General features: G+C 62.4%; 12 protein-coding genes. 1 reads left to right on the top strand and 11 read right to left on the bottom strand.

The features are described from left to right. From QZY03_RS08310 to QZY03_RS08265, 10 genes are all read right to left on the bottom strand, one after another. Nucleotides 1–834, bottom strand: an 834-nt coding sequence (locus QZY03_RS08310) for a Fic family protein (RefSeq protein ID WP_295579995.1), incomplete at its 3' end; no start/stop codon positions are given. Between the two features lie 280 nt (nt 835–1,114). After that, nucleotides 1,115–1,975 (bottom strand): oxidoreductase, encoded by an 861-nt coding sequence (locus tag QZY03_RS08305; protein ID WP_295579994.1) that lies wholly within the window; start codon nt 1,973–1,975, stop codon nt 1,115–1,117. A gap of 203 nt (nt 1,976–2,178) precedes the next feature. Then, complete coding sequence (locus QZY03_RS08300) at nt 2,179–2,355, bottom strand: hypothetical protein (protein ID WP_295579993.1); 177 nt, start codon at nt 2,353–2,355, stop codon at nt 2,179–2,181. Further along, nucleotides 2,348–2,938: an RnfABCDGE type electron transport complex subunit A gene (locus QZY03_RS08295; RefSeq protein WP_295579992.1), complete on the bottom strand. Its 591-nt coding sequence runs from the start codon at nt 2,936–2,938 to the stop codon at nt 2,348–2,350. The genes QZY03_RS08300 and QZY03_RS08295 overlap by 8 nt, the downstream gene beginning before the upstream one ends. Next, nucleotides 2,928–3,590 (bottom strand): electron transport complex subunit RsxE, encoded by a 663-nt coding sequence (rsxE, locus tag QZY03_RS08290; protein ID WP_020503800.1) that lies wholly within the window; start codon nt 3,588–3,590, stop codon nt 2,928–2,930. Before rsxE ends, QZY03_RS08295 begins: the two co-directional genes overlap by 11 nt. Nucleotides 3,591–3,594: 4 nt before the next feature. Further along, nucleotides 3,595–4,302, bottom strand: coding sequence for an FMN-binding protein (locus QZY03_RS08285; RefSeq protein ID WP_295579991.1), 708 nt, complete (start codon nt 4,300–4,302; stop codon nt 3,595–3,597). 155 nt (nt 4,303–4,457) lie between these two features. Next, nucleotides 4,458–5,507 carry an RnfABCDGE type electron transport complex subunit D gene (locus QZY03_RS08280; protein WP_295579989.1) on the bottom strand — a complete coding sequence of 350 codons (1,050 nt, stop codon included), beginning with the start codon at nt 5,505–5,507 and terminating at the stop codon, nt 4,458–4,460. Nucleotides 5,508–5,513: 6 nt separating this feature from the next. Then, nucleotides 5,514–6,974: an electron transport complex subunit RsxC gene (gene rsxC / locus QZY03_RS08275; protein WP_295579988.1), complete on the bottom strand. Its 1,461-nt coding sequence runs from the start codon at nt 6,972–6,974 to the stop codon at nt 5,514–5,516. A 2-nt stretch (nt 6,975–6,976) separates the two neighbouring features. Beyond that, nucleotides 6,977–11,875 carry a 2-oxoacid:acceptor oxidoreductase family protein gene (locus QZY03_RS08270; protein WP_295579987.1) on the bottom strand — a complete coding sequence of 1,633 codons (4,899 nt, stop codon included), beginning with the start codon at nt 11,873–11,875 and terminating at the stop codon, nt 6,977–6,979. Between the two features lie 341 nt (nt 11,876–12,216). Beyond that, a complete protein-coding gene (locus QZY03_RS08265) occupies nt 12,217–13,098 on the bottom strand; it encodes an RnfABCDGE type electron transport complex subunit B (RefSeq protein ID WP_295579985.1) in 882 nt (293 codons plus the stop codon). Nucleotides 13,099–13,582: 484 nt separating this feature from the next. On the opposite strand from QZY03_RS08265, the gene QZY03_RS08260 reads away from it, so the two are divergent. Further along, nucleotides 13,583–14,827 (top strand): anion transporter, encoded by a 1,245-nt coding sequence (locus tag QZY03_RS08260; RefSeq protein WP_295579983.1) that lies wholly within the window; start codon nt 13,583–13,585, stop codon nt 14,825–14,827. A gap of 810 nt (nt 14,828–15,637) precedes the next feature. Here QZY03_RS08260 and QZY03_RS08255 read toward each other — a convergent pair. Next, entirely contained in the window at nt 15,638–17,605 is a 1,968-nt protein-coding gene (locus tag QZY03_RS08255) for a hypothetical protein (RefSeq protein ID WP_295579982.1), read from the bottom strand. Nucleotides 17,606–17,872 lie beyond the last annotated feature (267 nt).

Here is a 17,872-nt window from a genome sequence, read left to right as displayed (position 1 = left end):
TTGGGCCTTGAGCACCGTTGCGACGAACCAGGTGAGCCAGTCATCGATCTGAAGCCCCGCACGCTGGCTGCGCTCCAACAGCGCATAGTAGGTCTTCTTGTCGGCCTCGATGCAGGTGGCGAGGCTGGACAGTGGCGGGTATCCGAGGTCTTGGGCAATGGCGTGATCGGCGATAGCCCGCCCGACTCGGCCGTTGCCGTCATCGAATGGATGGATCGATTCAAACCATAGATGCGCGATCCCGGCTCGCAGCGGTCCGGGAAGCGGGTTCTTGTTGATGGCAGGGTCGGTCGCGTTGTACCAAGCCAAAAATCGGGCCATCTCCTGCGGCACCTGTGATGACGGTGGTGCTTCGTAATGCACCCGCTGTTTGCCGATGTAACCGGAGACGATCAGCATCGGCGCGTCACCGCGACGAAAGACGCCCCGCTCCAACGCATGGGACGGGCGCTCCGGGATCACCATGGTCTGCCAGGTTCCGAGCAAAGCGGCGTCCAGTGGCCGGGCAACGTTGTCGCGGACGGACACCATGAGGGCCGCGATCCCGTCGGCCCGCGGGTCTCGGGACAGCGTGTCTTTCGGAGTCAGTCCGATATAGGCTTTGATGGAGGAACGGACCGACGCACGATCCAGTTGCTCGCCTTCGATGGCACTGGTCTTGATCGCCTCGGAAACGAGCAGGTCCACCAGGGCTTCCCAGCGATCATCGACGGCCAATCGCGACACGGCACCCGCGAGTGCTTCCGCCCGACACCGATACTCGGCGACGGCCGAAGCCAGGCGGCTCGCATCAAAACCGAAAGTCGGCCAGTCAGGCCGTTGCCAGATCCACATGAGCCGATTATAGGCCCTATTCGGCTCAGATCAGCGCAACGGCATCCCGCGCCAGCAATTCCAAGTTTGGGCCGTAGCGCGCGACCCTGCCGCGACTGCCAGCGTGCGAGGCTGCGTCGTCAGGGCTTCCAGCCCAGACCGCTCCAGTCCCGACGCCGTCAGGCCAGGATGGCCTGACGACGCACTTTTTACGGTAAAGCCTCGACCTCCAGAGCGGAAGGCCCGGACGACGACCGCAACGATGATCAAGGCCGCACCGCAGAACCCCTGCTCTACCGACTCAGTTGTAAACCAGCTCCGACCAACGTTTCTCGTCGATCAGTGCCTGCTTGCAGGCCTTCCAGGCGTCGGCGGAGCCGGCCTGGTCCGCCATGACCTTGTCCAGCACGGTGGCGATGCGCCCGAGTCCGGCGACGAACACATGGGTCTTGGGGTCCTGGATCAGCGCCCAGGCTTCAGCCGCGTGCTCACTCAGTCCTTGCTCCAAGGCATCGGAGGAGCGCATCAGCGGACGCTGGGCCAGCGACTTGAAGGCTTTGAAGGTGGCCTCGTCGTAATAGTCGGCGAGATCGGTGGTCTCGTCGTTGGCATACATGAGATCAAGCCCGGTCCGGCCGCCGTAATAGAGGCGCACCTGACCCTGCCAGCCACCGCGGCGTTCGTAGATGAGCTGAGCGAAGGCGCGGAAGGGGGCGATACCGGTCCCGGTGCCGATCATCAGCAGATTGGCGTTGTTATCCAGCGGTATCTTGAATGGGCTGAGATAGGGACCGCTGATCGTCAAGCGGTCGCCGGGTTTGGCATCGCAGAGATAATTCGATGCGATGCCGGGGTAACGCTCACCGCTCACCTCGTCGATAGAAAAGCAGCGGCGCACCAGGATATCGAGGTTCACACCCGTGTCCTGCGGCACGCTGCGCGCATTGGCGATCGAATAGCGCCGCACATGATAGGGGTTGCCGAATGGATGGGGGCCGGGGACGACGACCCCGATGCTCTGACCCTCAACGAACTGGAAGGCCGGATCCAGTACCTGGACCGACAGATGGCGCACTTCCTCGGCAGCAGCCGGGGTGATGCGCTTACTTTCTTTAATGATCGCCTCAGTGGTGGGGCCTATATCGGCCGGCAGTTCGCTCATGCAGTGCTCCAAATGGATGGTCTTGTCTAAAATGTTGATCCCGCGGATCAGCCGACGGCTGGCCTTGATCGTAATCCCGGCCAACGGCGTGCGTAGTCAGGGCTTCCAGCCCTGACGGTGTCAGGCCAAGATGGCCTGACTACGCACCCGGCGAGCCCAGTGACCGGAATCTTGATCGAGGCCCGACGGCTGATCCCGAGTCCTCAATCCCGTTCGCAGCGTCCCTTACCGCAGGAGCAACCCCCGCCGCACCCGCCATCGCCGCGGAAGGGACCCAGTTCCGGATAGCGTCGCGCGAAGCGGGCATAGGCCGCCTGCACCCAAAGCCAGCCCAGCATGACGGCGAAAATCACCAGGGATGCGGTGAGTGCCTTAACCATGGGAGCCCCCAAGCCCGGCGAAGCCCATGAAGGCCAGGGACAAGAGTCCGGCCAGCATCAGGGTCAGGGCCGCGCCCTGACTCACATTTGGCACCCGCGCCAAGGCCAAGCGCTCGCGCAGCCCGGCCATCAGCATCAGCGCCAGCGTAAACCCGGCCCCGGCTCCCAGGGCGTAGACCAGACTCTGGATGAAGTCGTATTCCTTCTGCGTCTGGAACAGGGCTAGTCCCAGCACCGCACAATTGGTGGTGATGAGCGGCAGGAAGATGCCTAACGACCGAAACAGCGCCGGGCTATAACGTTTGACGAACATCTCGACGAGTTGCACGGTCGAGGCGATGACCGCGATGTAGCAGATCAGCCGCAGGAATTCGAGTTCCAGGTTGACCAGCAGCCAGTTGATCCCGAACGCCGAGGCGGAGCTGACCAGCAGCACGAAGATCACCGCCAACCCCATGTTCCAGGCCGTCTCTTTCTTCGACGAGACACCCAGGAAGGGGCAGATACCGAGAAACATTGCCAATACGAAATTGTTGACGATCGCGGCATTAAGAAAGATCGACGGGAGCGACTCAGCGTGCATTGGCGGGAACTCCAGTCGGCGCATCGGCGCGGCGCTCGCCGCGTTGCTTGATCCAGTTGAACAATAAAAGCCAGGCTCCGAGCACGAAGAAGCCGCCGGGCGGGAGAACCATGACCACCCAGGGTTGGAATCCAGCCCCGAACAGGTGCAGACCGAACAGTGTCCCACTGCCCAGGATTTCACGCACCGAGCCCAGCGCGAACAGGGCGATGGTGAAGCCGGCACCGATTCCCAGGCTATTCACCAGCGTCGGCACCAGACGCTGCTGCGAGGCATAGGCCTCGGCGCGCCCAAGGATGATGCAGTTGACCACGATGAGCTGGATGAAAGCGCCCAGCGCGGCATAGAGGTCCAGGCTGATGGCCTGAATGGCGTAATCCACGATCGTCACGAAGGTCGCGATGATCACGATATAGCTCGCGATCCGCACCTGCTTGGGAATCCAATTCCGGAGCCAGGAGATCAGCGCCCCCGAACCCGCGAGCACGAAGGTCGTCGCAAGCCCCATTGAGATGGCATTGATCGCCGAGTTGGATACGGCCAGTGTCGGGCACATACCGAGCAGCATGACAAAGACCGGGTTCTCCTTCCAAAGACCCCGAACGAAGGTATCCAGACTCAGATCTTCCTGGTGTTTCGGCAATTCGGCCATGGTGTCAGTCCTGCCCGGTGTGGTTGGCCGCGGTGAGCTTCGCGAGATCCCGCTGGATCGTCGGCGCTGCCCGTTGTGCGGCGGTATTGGCCGCTTTACCCATGGCATTGGAGGAGAGGGTCGCGCCGCTGATGGCGTCGATCTGCCAGGGGTGGGTCTTGCTGCCGTTCTTGACGGTCACAATGGGGTTGATCAGCGCGGTCCCATCGGCATTCAGCTTGGCATCCAGGGCCTTCAGATTTTTCAGGAACTCCGGATCGGTCTCCATCTTGTCACCGAATCCCGGAGTCTCGGTCATCTGCAATATCTTGCTGCCGACGATGCATTGACACGCCGGGTCGTAATTGAACAGCACGGTCACCGGCCCGGCATAGCCGTTACCGACGCCGGTGATCGCGATCCCTTTCAGCCGGTCATCCGCATCATAAGCGGCATAGATCAGTTCGCCCTGAACACCCTCCCCTGCCGGTACCAATCCGGCATCGGTCAGAACGAAGTCGCGTTTGGAGACGGCGCCCGGAATGACTCGGAAGACTGCCTGCTCAGTCCGTACGCGCTGGTTCTCCGCAATGATCGGCAGCGTGAATTGATAGGCCAGCACCACCAGCAGACCGGAGATGAGCGAGATCCCCCCCAGCGTGCGCAGCATAGCGAAGGTCGGCGTTGCATCCGGCGGGGCCTGCGGTGCCTCGACTTGTACGTCATTAGTCATAGTCGGAAAAAACCTGTTGATCCTGAGAACGTCCGTTCACCTGAGCCTTGCGGCGCCCGCGCTGATTCACCCTGACGACGAATGGCGGCATACCGGCACCGCGGTACCGGACGGGGCTGCCCCATCGCGAACCGCGGGCGCACCCGCGGCCGGGATCAGGACTTGGCTTGCACCTTTTTCACCGCCCCATAGACCCGCGGCTGAGTCCAGGCCGAGATCAACGGACCGGCGGCATTGCCGAGCAAAATGGCATACATCACGCCCTCCACCAATCCGCCGAAGAGCCGGATGATCACCGTCAGCGCACCGATGAAAACGCCGTAGATGATCGCCCCCCAAGGCGTCACCGGCGAGGCCACCATGTCGCTGGCCATGAACCAGGCAGCGAGCATCAGACCGCCGGACGAGAGCACGAACCAGGGCGAGGGATAGATGCCCGGATCGACCAGCCAGAACGGCAGCGCGGTGAGCGCGGCGCCCGCCAGCACGCTGGCCGGGATGCGCCAGTCCAGACAGCCGCGCCAGGCCAGCCACAGGCCGCACACCAGGATCAACAAGGCCGAGGTTTCGCCCGCCGAACCGGACACCAATCCGGCGAAGGTGTCCCAGGCCGGTGTTTCGACGTGCTGAAACTTCTGCATCGCCAGTGGGGTCGCGCCAGTCCAGGAGTCGACGCCCAACCCGGCGATCCAGTCGGTGACCGATTCCGGGCGCATGAAAGGTGCGGTCAGCGTGGTCGGGATCAGTTCGACGAAGCGGCTCGGGGCGAAGGCCGGGGTCCAGGTGGTGATGGCCACCGGAAACGCGGCCTGGACGAAGGCCCGGCCGATCAGGGCCGGATTCATTACGTTGTAGCCCAAGCCGCCGAACAGTGCCTTGCCAAGCCCGATGCCCACGAAGGCCGCCACCGCGGCCATCCACAACGGAAAGCCGGGCGGCAGGGTCAGTCCGAGCAGGATGCCGGTGATGACCGCCGACCAGTCGGCCACCGTATTGCCCGCTCCGCGCAGTCGCGAGAACCAGGCTTCGGTGGCGACCGCCGCGCCGGTGGTCGTCGCCAGCAGCAGCGCGGCGCTGAGCCCGAACTGCCAGATGGCAAAAGCGCAGATCGGCAGCATGGCGTAGACCACGCTGCGCATGATCTGCTGTACATTGAGCGCCCGCTTGAGATGCGGGGAGGTGCGGATCTCGATGCCTTTAACCATGGCGGCTTAGTTCTTCCTCTCGCGGTTGATCGACTTGGCGATGCGGAAATACTGGGTCAGCGGGATGTTCGATGGGCAGACATAGGCGCAACTGCCGCACTCGAAGCACTGATCCAGATTGAAGTCCTGGGCCATGACGCCGTACTCGCGCGCCTGCGCCAATTCACCCAGCATCGACGGATTGAGATTGATCGGACAGGCTTTGAGACACTCACCGCATTTGATGCAGGCATAGACCTGACGCCGCGCAGGATCGTCCTCGTCCTGCTCCAGGGCCACCACACCGGAGACCCCTTTGGTGATCGGCACATCCACCGAGGACACCGACATGCCCATCATGGCCCCGCCCAGAATCACCTGACCCAGGGTTGGCTTGGTCCCGACATGGTTCAGCAGGAACCGCACCGGCGTGCCGATCGGCACCATGAAGTTACCGGGGTTGGTCACCGCCGGCCCGCTCACCGTCACCACCCGCTCGATCAGACCGCGGCCCTTCGGCAGCAGGTCGCCGATCTGCGCCAGGGTGCCGACATTGAACACCGCCACGCCCACATGAGCGGGCAGGCCGCCGACCGGCACCTCCTTGCCGAGCAGACTCTTGATCAGCATCTTCTCGGCGCCCTGCGGGTACTTGCTTTCCACCGCCTCGGCCGTGATCGGGAGATTGGCGGGCAGCTTGGCGCGGATCTGCTCGACCGCGTTCAGCTTATTGTCCTCCACCCCGATGATGGCACGCTTGGCCCCCGTGACCCGCATGATCAACCGGATGCCGCGCAGCAGGGCGTCGGTCTGCTCCAGCATCACCCGGTGATCGCAGGTGAGGTAGGGCTCGCACTCGCACCCGTTGACGATCACCGTATCGATCACCGCGTCCTTGGGCGGCATGAGTTTCACATGACTGGGAAAGGCGGCACCACCCAGGCCCACCAGACCGGCTTCCTGCACCGCCGCCACGACCTCCTCATTGGTCATGGAATCGATGTCGTGGCCGGTGTCGAACAACACCTGCTGCGGGTCCGCCTGATAGACCTTGAGATAGATGGCCATGGTCCTGGGGCCTTCCGGGGTCGGCGCCAGGTCGATCGCCTGAATCACCCCGGTGGCCGGTGCGTGCATGGGCACCGAGACGAACCCCGCGGCTTGGGCGATCGGCTCGCCCCGCACCACCTCCTGACCGACCTGGACCAGCGGCTGCGACGGCGCCCCCCGATGCTGGGCCAGCGGCAGGACCAGCACCGGCGCGAACGGCAGACGCCGGATCGGCTTGTCCGCCGTCCATTCTTTATGCTCCACGGGATAGATCCCGTGGGGGAAGGTCTTGCGCTTGCGGAACATCCGCAGCAGCCCGGACCCATGGCCGCCGGGGCGGGCGGACGCCGGGCGCAGACCCGCGAGCATACGCGCGATCATCGGCCGCCAGGTGCCGCCCGCCCCTTTCGGCGGGTCTTGTGAGGTGCCGTTGCTCATGGCTACTGGAATTTCTCCGCCCGCTTGATCAGTTTATCGACCCCGGCCTCGGCCGGATTGAAGGGCGTTCCCGGATGGATGCACCCGGCGGTGCATTTCTCGGCCGCCTTGACGATATCCTTGAAGGGCCCGCCGCGGGCGTCCCCCACCTCGGCCTGTTTGGCCGCGTTGTACTTGAAAATCTTCGGGTTGATGTTGATGCATTCATCGCAGGCCGTGCACTCCGGGGTGTCGATCCACACCGGCGACCATTCCCCGGAACCGGCACCGGCGCTGTCGGCCTGGATGCCGATGCCGCCGTTGCCGCCGAGCGCGGCCAGTGCTCCCATGTCCCCGCCGGCCATCGCGAGCAGGCTGCTGGTGAGCTTCTGGGCCATTTCGGCCTTGGCCTGGTTGCGGATCTGTTCCACGTCGACCTGATTGAGCTGGCCGCAGATACCGCGCAACTGCGACCAGTAGCCCCGGCGTTCCTCGGTGGAAAGCACCAGTTCCGCGGCCACCAGGACACGCATCAGCCGGTTCTTGCCGTCGACGCCCCAGATATAGGGGAACATCCCCTCGCGTTCGTCTTCGGAAAGGTCCAGGAAGTCGACCAAGGGCACCATGGAATCGTTCCAGGTCTCGGGCGGCGCCTTACGGAAGTGCTTACGGAAGCGTCCCTCGCTCATGGCGAAATCGGCGAAGGTGAAGGGTACAGTCAACTCGGCCGGCGTGCCCTTGTCGTCGGTGTACTTCAGGGTCCAGGAGATCCAGTCCTGATCGATGTTCGGATTGCCCTCGACCGAGCAGCATTCCTCGAAGGTGGTGCCCGCATCCGGGTCGAAACGGAACAGTGGATAGGCACGCGACTCTACCGCCATCCGCGCCTGACGCGTGGACATATCGTCGCCGATACCGTGTTCCGGCTGGCAGGAACTGTAGACGTTGAACAGGGTCGGATGGCGGCTGTTCAGACCGTCGATATAGCCCTCCAGCAAATGCGTCATGTGCGAGGTCGAACTGGACAGGACGAAGCACCCGCGGTGCGCCGCACCGATCAGGGCCACCTCTTTGCGGATCTCGGTCTTGCCCCGCCCGACCTTGCCGTAGGGAGCCATGTCCGCCACCTGACCGATGAAGCCGGAGGTACAGGATTGGCCGCCCGTATTGGAATAGACCTGGGTGTCGAGCACCAGGACCTTCACCGGATGAGACGAGGCGAGGACGCGCGAGAGGTTCTGGAACCCGATGTCGTACATGGCCCCGTCACCGCCCACCGCGACCACCGGCGGACACAGCCGCCACTCCTCTTCGCTGAACTGCTTCCAATCGTAATAGGTGAAGAACTTCCGATGCTCGGCCTCGTTGTACTTGCCTTCCAGCTCCAGCCGCGCCATCCGCACCGCCTTGAAGCCCTCGGCCATCTTGCACATGTGGCCCTCGAAGAGCCCGAGCGCGATGGACGGGGAATCCTGGAACAGGTGATTGGTCCAGGGGAAGGGATAGGGGTTGTAGGGCCAGGTGGAGCCCCACACCGAGGTACAGCCGGTGGAGTTCACGATACCCATGGTCGAACGCGGCTGCGGCTTGGTGTATTGCGTCTTGAGATGCCGTAGCTTATCGAGCAGCCCGGTGACCCAGCGCAGCCATTCCGTATCGACCGGCTGCCCGCTGCGGTCCAATTGAGCGGAGAGGTCCGACAGCGTCAGGTCGGTATGTTTGCTGCTGTCGAGCGCCCGCACGATGGCGGCGCTGTCGCTCAGGTTGACCCCGGCGGCGAGCTTGAGCCGCACATGGGTTTCCAGCCGGTTGATGAGGTCATCGATCTCGGCCAGATGGGCCTTGACCCGCGGCTGCATCAGGGCGGCGACCGTGGCGGTGAAGAGATGGATGACCGTCTTCTCGCCGCAGCCCATGCAGGAGCCGTCGCCCGAGACCATGGACTGATAATTGCCCTTATCGAGCAACAGGGTCTCCAGGGCACCCACCTTGCCGTCCAGATCGTCGATGCGGATGAACGACGGGTCGGTGGTCGGCAGTGCCAGCCAGGTCTTCCAGCGGGCCTGCATCTGCACGATGCTGTCGGGGGTCTGGGGCTCGGCGATCAGGGCACCGTCGCCGCAGACCTCGATGCATTCCATACAGCCTTTGCAGGTATAGGGATTCACGGTGATGCTGAAGAGCCCGCCCGTGCCCGGCTGCTTCTTCTCACGATTGGTCCAATACGGCTTGGTGACGGCAAACTGGTAATCGCCCAGCGCGGCCATCATCAGGCCCATTTCCTTCTCCAGAACCGGCTTCTGCTCCGGCTCACCGCTAAAGGCCGCCAAGGTCTCGAGCACCGCCCGATCCATCAGGGTGCGCATATCCGCGGCTTCCCCGGCGCCCGCGATCAGTTCACGCAGGCGCTTCTCCACATTGCGGGTCTCACGGCGCAGATGCTGGGTGGGCAACGTGCGCTCGACCCGGTTGATGGCGGTGGCGAAGACATCGGAAACGGTGTTCACCAGGCCCGGGATGGCGCTGTCCGGGCACACGGAGAAACAGTTGCCGCAGGCGGTGCAGTTTTCCGGAAGGTATTTCGGATAGTCGAACCGGATCTGCGTCATGTCACGGTAGACGCCGGTGGAGGCCGGCATCAGGGATACGGCCATCTGCGGGTCGACCAGATTGTCGCTGCCGCGGCCGGTGGCATAGAAGACGCCGGTCTGCTCCCAGAACCGATGCACGTCGGTGATGCCGCCATCGCCCTCGGGCAGCGCCTTCAGCATGACCGGCAGCCCCGGTGTCTTGCGCGAGATGAGTTGACCGGCGATGACCGGCTTGTCTTTGATCTCGACGATCTCGTCGAAGCCGCGGCGCACGATGCGCAGGTTGTCCTGCACGACGCGCTCGCCCTTACCGCCGAACTTCTCGCGCAATTGATCGCCGATCGCCGTGAACAGACCCTCCTCGGTGAGCCCGGACCGCTCCATCAGGGGCGAGGCGGCAAAGAAGGCGCCCTGGAAGGCATTGCCCTGCATGCGGTATTGCAACTCGACGTCGGACGCCTCTTCGCGGGCGATCTTGAACCCGTCGATATAGAAGACGCGGATCCCGTTGTCGATCATGAATTTGCGGGCCTGGGGCGGGAAACTCGCCCACACCTGCTCGGGATTGTCGAGGCTCGACTGCACGATGAATGAGCCGCCTTTATCGAGCCCGGAAAGCGGGTTCGAATGGGTGAACACATTGGGGTCAGGCGACATCACCACGTCGACGTAGGTGTATTCGCAATTGAGCCGGATTTCCTCCGGAGCGGCGGACAGGAAGTAGGTGGTCGGCTGACCCTTCTTTTCCGAACCGTATTTGGGATTGGCCCGGATATCGAAACCGAGCAGCTCATAGAGCGTCATGGCCAGGTTCTTGCCGGTGGTCACGGCACCCCAGCCGCCGACCGAGTGCATGCGCACCGTGATCGCGCCCTTGGGCAATAGATTGGGATTCTCGCTGCCGCGCAGCGCCAGATCCCCAATACCGGGATAGGCATCGGTCAGCCGATGGATACGGATTTCATCCTTGGGATCGGCCGCCTCGCGCACGAAATCGACCGACAGATAATAGAAGCTACGACGCTTGCCGCCAGGCAGCATGTTCTCCACCGCGGCGATCAGGCCCTCCGGCTGCAGATCGCGCGACCCCAGTCCGTAGCAGCCGGAATAGAGCCTGGGCATATCGCCCTGCTTGTAGGTGGGATATTCCGGATAGGGGAGCGCTTCGCCCTTGCCCACGGCGGCATTTTCAAGGCATTTGGCAAGTGCCGCGCGCACCTCGCGCATGATCGGCAAATCTTCAGCCAACGGCTGATCGGTCCGTTCGAGCACCGCCACCCCGCGCTTGCCCTGGAGCAGACGGGAAATCAGGTCACCCGGGAAGGGGCGCCACATGGTGAGATTCACCACGCCGACCTTGAGCTTGCGGGTGTCGCGCAGATAGTCCACAACCGCCTCGGCCTGGGTCACCATACTGCCCTGGCCCAGGATCAGATACTCGGCGTCATCGATGGAATAGCCGCTGGCCCGCCGGTAGCGCCGACCGGTGAGGTTGTAGAACTCGTCCATCGCCCGATCGGCGATCCCCTCGATGTGATCGAAGAAATAGGGCCGCTGGCCGGCCACCGCCTGCATATAAGCATCCTGGTTCTGCACCGGACCGGACAGCGCCGGATTGTCCACGTCCCACAGCATGGGGACGCGCCGCCGGGTTTCTCCGTAGATCATCTTCTGTGCCGGCGTGGGACAAGGAATAATGTCGTCCGGACGACCCAGGTATTCGGCGATCAGTTCACGCTCCGGGACACGCAGCGGCTCGATCAGATGCGTGGTCAGAAAGCCATCCTGGCCGACCGCGGCGGGGGTGAGCGAGAGTTCCGCAACCTTGCGCGCGATCACGCTCAGGTCCGCGGCCTCCTGGGCGCTCTTGCCGAAGACCTGAAAGAAGCCGGTATCGTCGATACAGTGGTAATCATCGTGGCCGCAGTGGACGTTCAGTGACGCCTTGGTGATGGCGCGGGCACCGATATTGAGCACATAGGGCAAGCGCTTGCCGACCGCACCATAGAGCGACTCGTGCATAAAAGCCACGCCCTGGGCGGAGGAGAAGTTCACCGCCCGCAGACCGGTCATCGACATGCCGGCGGTCACCGCGGCGGCGGCGTGCTCGGATTCAGGTTCGACGAAGATCAGCGGATTGCCGGAAATATTGATGTGGCCAGCAGCCACCTCCTCGGCCCAGTATTCACCCATCTGTGTTGATGGCGTGATCGGATAGGCCCCCGCGGCGTCCGACGCCTCCCGCTCGCACATGATCACGGCCGTGTTGCCGTCCATCGCCATACGAATACCGGGGTATTTGAACTGTTTGTCGTCTTTCTTAGCGGACATGGGGCTTCTCGTGTGGTGGGCTGTCGGCGATCGATTGCCGGCCTTCAACTGATAAAAAAGTCAGGGCGCCAAGTGCGCCGAGCGATCTCTGTCGCGGTCGCAGGTCGACCGGCCGCAAGCGCCGCGCCTGCGTTGTCAACGGCGTCGCAACCATCCGAATTGAGCAAGTTGGGGAGATACGGGCAACGTCGGAGCAGACGCCTACCGCTTCCTCGAAAGGCGCACCCGCAGGGGGCGCGTGATCGGCAGTCCGATCCGATCCATCAACTGTCGCGCATTCACCCCGCATCCACGCACACCAGCAGGATGACGCCGGGAACATCAACGGGGTCCGTGTCCGCTCAAGCCGTCGGCAAAGCGGCTTTACGGATGACTTTCTTTGCGTCACGCCCCTTGAGCTTGGAGCCGTCCGCTTCAAGCCAGACGATCGCTCCCGTCGGGCAGCGTTCGATCGCCACATGGGACGCGAGGGCGTTCTTTGAATAGTCGATCACCGCCAGGTTGCCCTTGACCTCGATCAGGCCCTCGGGCGAATCCTGAGCACAGCGGCCACAAGCGGTGCATACCACGTCGCAGTCCGCCTCGGCCTCATCGCCGATGCCGTGACTGAGACAGGCGACCCAGAGGCGATGGCTGACCGGGTGCAGACTCAACAGATTCTTGGGGCAGACCTCCACACAGTCGCCGCAGGCCGTGCATTTCTGCGTATCCACAATCGGCAGACTGAAGCTGTCGAGTGTGATTGCGCCGAAATCACAGACCGTCATGCAGTCGCCGAACCCCAGACATCCCCAGGAGCAGCCTTTGCCGCCGCCCGAGACCAGGGCGGCGCCCCGGCAGGACTTGACGCCGCGATAAGACGCCTTGGTGTAGGCCACATGGCGGCCGCCGGCGCAGGCGAGTCGCGCCACCTGACGCTCGGCAAAACCCACGGCGACACCCAGAAAGTCAGCGATGAGCTGATTCATGGACCCGGCGTTGACCGTGCAGGCACCCGGGGCGGCATCGCCGCGGATCACGGACTCGGCAAACTGCCGGCAACCCGCGCTGCCGCAAGCGCCGCAGTTGGCCCTGGGCAGCAAGTCCTCCACTTGATCGATGCGAGGATCTTCAAAGACGTAGAGTCGTTTGTTGGCAACGACCAGGATACCCGCCAGGGTCAGACCCAGGATGGTCATGAAGCCGACAGCGGTGAGGATGGGTTCGATCAGAATGGGTTCCATAGAGTCTTAGGCATTACCCCGATCGCGGTGAACCGCCGGACGCTACGTCACCTGCGCCGACCCGCGGGACGGGCCTGATAACCGGGCGCTGGGATCGTCAGCCAAGTCGGTAACTGAATGACGCGTGATGGTAATGTTTTATCAACACAAAAATTGCCTTTTTCGTTAATGGTAAGCATTGAAAACAGCAGGAGCCCCCGTTTCGGTCCGCTGATTTCCCGTAGCATACGTAACCATCCGAATATCAACCATATTCTCATCATGGTCTTACGCGTCCGGCGGGCTCGCACAGCCGACTCCGGAATCGGGGCAATCCCTTGCGTGCTTGTAGTCGATGGTCCTGATTCGCCAAAGCGAAGGCACTTGACAGATCGTTTTTTCTCTGATCGCAGTTTTCTTTCCGGGCATTTTCGTCAACGCCGCGGGTCCGGTGCGCCAAGTGCGGGAGTAAACTCCGTGCTTCCACATTGCCAACCGCCCCGCCATGACCCCACTTATCCTCAGCGTGTTCCTGCTGGTCTATCTCGGGATGATCCTGGGCGGACTGCCGTTCCTGAAACTCGATCGGACCGGAGTCGCACTGCTCGGGGCCATCGTCCTGGTAGCGAGCGGGGCGGTGACGGAAGATGCCGCCCGCGCGGCGATCCATACGCCGACGCTGGCGCTTTTGTTCTCATTCATGGTGGTGTCCGCCCAACTGCGGCTGGGCGGCTTCTACGACTGGGCGACACGACGCCTGGGCGCCTTGCCGGTGCAGCCGCCGCTGCTTCTGGGCGCACTGATCGCCGTGGCAGGAGGACTCTCGGCGATCTTCAGCAACGACATCGTGTGCCTCGCCATGGCCCCGGTATTGGCTGAACTCTGTCTCGCGCGGCGGCTGGACCCGGTGCCCTTTTTGCTGGTGCTCGCCTGTGCCGCCAACATCGGCTCCGCGGCGACCCTGATCGGCAACCCCCAGAACATGCTGATCGGCGAAACACTACACCTGTCGTTCGCCGACTATCTCGCCCAGGCCGCCTTGCCGACCGGCTTGGGACTGGCCGTGACCTGGGGCCTGATTCTGGTCCTCACCCGCGGGCGCTGGGCATTGCCCGATGGACTGCCCAGGGCCGTTGCCGCGTCGGAACCGCAGGCCGAGCCCGGCCGACGGCTCGACCGTTGGCAGAGTGCCAAAGGGCTCGCGGTCGCCGCGCTGCTGCTCGCCGCCTTCCTGTTCGTACCCTGGCCGCGCGACCTGCTGGCCCTGGTCGGGGCCGGATTCCTGCTGACCAGCCGGCGGCTGCACTCCCGGCGAATGCTCGGGCTGGTCGACTGGGAACTTCTGGTGCTCTTCATGGGGTTGTTCGTCGTCAACCACGCGCTCCAGGCGACCGGTCTCCCGGCACAGGCAGTGACTGAACTCGCCGCCGTCGGCATCGACCTGCGGGACCCGGCGCCGCTGTTCGCCGCCAGCTTTCTGCTGAGCAATCTGGTCTCCAATGTCCCGGCCGTCATGCTGCTGCTGCCGACCGCCACCCACCCGCTGGGCGGCACCCTGCTGGCGCTCTCCAGCACCCTGGCCGGCAATCTGTTGATTGTCGGCAGCATCGCCAACATCATCGTGGTCCAGGCAGCGCAGCGGCACGGCATCCCGATCGATTGGCGGCGCCATGCCCGGATCGGGGTTCCCGTAACCCTGTGCACTCTCGCGGTGGCCGCGGTCAGCCTGTGGCTTGGGGTAGGGCGCTGAGGGGGGGCGCAGTCTGGTCTCCCGCGGGGCCTGCGCGTCACTCACCACCAATCCGGCGGTAACCACGGGAACGCCGCACATCATCGCCGTCGCCATGTGGGTTATAGCCTTCGGACGTGATAACCGGAAGTAGGGGCGGGTTTCAAACCCGCCCCTACACGAAGGTACGATCTGACTCGGTTTCCCGCGATCCTCAAGCAGCAACCTTTGTTAGCGCATCATGAAGGCGAAGGGCGATCGAATCGCGTAAGGCTAGCGGCTCAAACCACGACGATGGATAAAGATAATCTTCGCCAGACTCGTCAATAATCCGGACCATGCCATTGCCAGCATCTTCTTCTACAAGCTCATAAAGACGACCTAACGTAACATCGTCGTTGGAAAACTCTCCAAGGTCTGTCTTTCGAGACAGACGACAAACTTTATAGCCATTTCTTCACCTTTAGTTTTACCTTACCTATGCCATGAGCCTCACACCAATGAAGTTCGGTTTTGGCAACATGCCCCGAACCCAGTTCTACCATCGCAATGCCTTCCTTTTTTTTTCTTCCAATTTCCTTCACCTTAACTCTGCTTGAGAACATGAAGTTCCCGAATACCGTGGCCTTCGGCGATGGTTTGGATATTACCTATAGTTCCGGCTATTTTCATTCAGGCAGTGCGCTGTATTTTGAATGTATATATTTTTCATGAAGATTGGGGTGGCTTCGTCACCCCAACTTGCGGCCCAGATCAATCGTCCCTTGTCGCCTCAGCGGTTACGAACCATCCTGCCGAAGGTGCTCGCCCAATCAGGTCAAACATCTCAAGTCAATGCAACGTCGCTCGCCAACCCCCGCGGCCCGGTAGGCATTGCCAACATAAGCTCGGTGTGGAAACGGCGAAAATGGTCAGTGCTGTAACCGAATAGGCCGGAAAGCTATATTGAAAACTCGGGCCGGAAATGGTCCCAATGATCGGCTGAACCTCCGCCAGATCAACCGGGATTGATGCGTCGGCCAGTCCATTGTATAGCACCATCGGGTCGTTCAGGTCGTTGCCGCTGGCCTGCACCGTAGCGATACTCCCGGAAGCGTCGAAATTCGTCAAGGAGATCATCCCAGTACGTGCCTGCGCCTTGTTCACTACGATCAGAGTCAGGTCTCCGGTCCTGCTGTGGCGTGTCCCGTAGACCGTCATCTCGGTTCCCGGGTCTAGGTTAGTTGAGGCTTGAACGCGCTGATCGCCCGCCTGCCTCCAAATGGGGAAGGCGTAATAACTGGGTTGGCGCCGATTCCCCGCGCTCGCCAGCAACATACCCCAATATTCGACGGCACCCAACCCCTCACTGCGAACGTTCCAATGGTTGGCGACAGGAACACCTTGGATCGCCAACTGGCCCAAGGTGTCGGCCAGATACAGCATGTTCACCGTCTGGGCAGCCAACGGCGCCGGTGGCGCGTCGGTACTACCGTAATAGGAGTTGTGTTCTGTCACAAAGAGTCGGATGGTGCGGCCGCGGCCATAGGTCGCCAACATCTCTCGCAGCCCCGCACCCTGCGCCGGCCAACTCGCCGGGGGATCCTTCAGCAGCGCGTAGGGATCCGTATCGTTCTGGCCCCAGCGGTAATAATGGATGGACAGAAAATCCAGGCAATCGTTTGTATGAGTCAGCACGGCGGGCAACCAACTGGCGTGTTCCGCCTGAAATGGGGCCGTACCGACGGCGCCCACTAGAATGCTGGGGTCTACCGCCTTCATAGCCGCGCAGAACGCGTTGAAGCCATCATGGCTGGCGTCGCCTTCGACATAAGCAACCGGGTCATGGGTCCAAGACTGCTCCCAGGTACCGTAGATTTCGTTGCCCACCTCCCAATAGCGCACGTTGCCAGTGCGGGTCAGGTTTGTGTAGCGTACCCAGTCGGCCGCCTCAAGGGCGGTGCCGGTCCCGAAATTGACGGTTATCATGCCGCCGCTCGAAGTCTTCGCCAAGACATCAAGGAATTCGCTGGTGTTGGTAGACCATGCATTGCCTGTGTTTCCCGGCTCGTACTCCTGCCAGTGATAGCGGTCAGCGTCGCTGCCTCCCGGAAAGCGCAGAAGCGCAAGTCCCGCGGCGCGCAGCTTCGTGATCGCGTCCGCGTCCTGGGCAATGCTGACGTTCCACCAGGCGGCGTTGCTACCAATAAGTTCGGGCGGAACTGCCCCGACAATCTGACGGGCATCCACATCAAGCGCGAATGGCCGCGGGGCAGCGGCAGTCACCAACCGCACATCATCCACGAAAAAAATGGCGGGGTCGTCAGCGGTGGCTGTCTGTAGACTAAATCGGGTCACGCCCCGATTGTCTGCCCCAAGGTTATCGAGCGGGATCACGACCGATCGCCATTGACCTGCTGCGATCGTGCCGCCCTCGATATATCGGGGGTCGCTTAACGCAACCTCGGCCCCCTGACCTCCTTCGCGGTGGACAAAGATTTTCAGCGATTGACCGCCCGTTATGCCTCCGTGTATCCGGAAGGAAAACGACTCCCAGGGCCCGGCGCCGAATTCCGCGTGAAAAAGCGACAGGGCGCCCCAAGGCGCGAGATCGACCGCAATGGCGCGCTGACCTTCATACTTGATCGCCGACTGATTAAAATCGATGCTCGCATTCCACGACCAGTTCTGCCAACCCGGAGTCAGTGCGTCTTGGTAGAGCGACCAATCGGCTCTGGCGCCGACGGACGAGACAAGACACGACAGACCCAGGATGGTCGCGCGAAGACAGGGTTCTAATCGAATCGAATTCGCCGACATTGATGTCTCCTTGGGGCTTTCACCTGAACTTACCGTAGCACGTAACTTCTCAAAAAGTCAAGGCAACAGTATCAGTATGCTGACGAGATCAGTTAAAGTATCGCATCGAGATTAACCCTCACCTTTCCCAGCCCTGAAGCATGACCGCGCGACCGCAGTCACGGCGCGGGCTGGCGGTGGTTAACGAAAGTTAATGTTCGCACAAGGGGGTAGACACCGCGGCGGGCTTCTGGCAGGATCAATGGCAGAGTAGTCGGTCTGCGAAGT

This window comes from uncultured Lamprocystis sp. (assembly GCF_903933125.1).
Classification (GTDB): domain Bacteria; phylum Pseudomonadota; class Gammaproteobacteria; order Chromatiales; family Chromatiaceae; genus Thiodictyon.
The sequence above is the reverse complement of the archived record's forward strand: the minus strand, read 5'-3'. Positions and strand labels throughout refer to the sequence as shown.

What these genes read in the sequence shown, in the direction of transcription:
- QZY03_RS08305 (WP_295579994.1), bottom strand. Translation starts at nt 1,975, where the DNA reads ATGAGCGAACTGCCGGCCGATATAGGCCCCACCACTGAGGCGATCATT.
- QZY03_RS08300 (WP_295579993.1), bottom strand. Translation starts at nt 2,355, where the DNA reads ATGGTTAAGGCACTCACCGCATCCCTGGTGATTTTCGCCGTCATGCTG.
- QZY03_RS08295 (WP_295579992.1), bottom strand. Translation starts at nt 2,938, where the DNA reads ATGCACGCTGAGTCGCTCCCGTCGATCTTTCTTAATGCCGCGATCGTC.
- rsxE (WP_020503800.1), bottom strand. Translation starts at nt 3,590, where the DNA reads ATGGCCGAATTGCCGAAACACCAGGAAGATCTGAGTCTGGATACCTTC.
- QZY03_RS08285 (WP_295579991.1), bottom strand. Translation starts at nt 4,302, where the DNA reads ATGACTAATGACGTACAAGTCGAGGCACCGCAGGCCCCGCCGGATGCA.
- QZY03_RS08280 (WP_295579989.1), bottom strand. Translation starts at nt 5,507, where the DNA reads ATGGTTAAAGGCATCGAGATCCGCACCTCCCCGCATCTCAAGCGGGCG.
- rsxC (WP_295579988.1), bottom strand. Translation starts at nt 6,974, where the DNA reads ATGAGCAACGGCACCTCACAAGACCCGCCGAAAGGGGCGGGCGGCACC.
- QZY03_RS08270 (WP_295579987.1), bottom strand. Translation starts at nt 11,875, where the DNA reads ATGTCCGCTAAGAAAGACGACAAACAGTTCAAATACCCCGGTATTCGT.
- QZY03_RS08265 (WP_295579985.1), bottom strand. Translation starts at nt 13,098, where the DNA reads ATGGAACCCATTCTGATCGAACCCATCCTCACCGCTGTCGGCTTCATG.
- QZY03_RS08260 (WP_295579983.1), top strand. Translation starts at nt 13,583, where the DNA reads ATGACCCCACTTATCCTCAGCGTGTTCCTGCTGGTCTATCTCGGGATG.
- QZY03_RS08255 (WP_295579982.1), bottom strand. Translation starts at nt 17,605, where the DNA reads ATGTCGGCGAATTCGATTCGATTAGAACCCTGTCTTCGCGCGACCATC.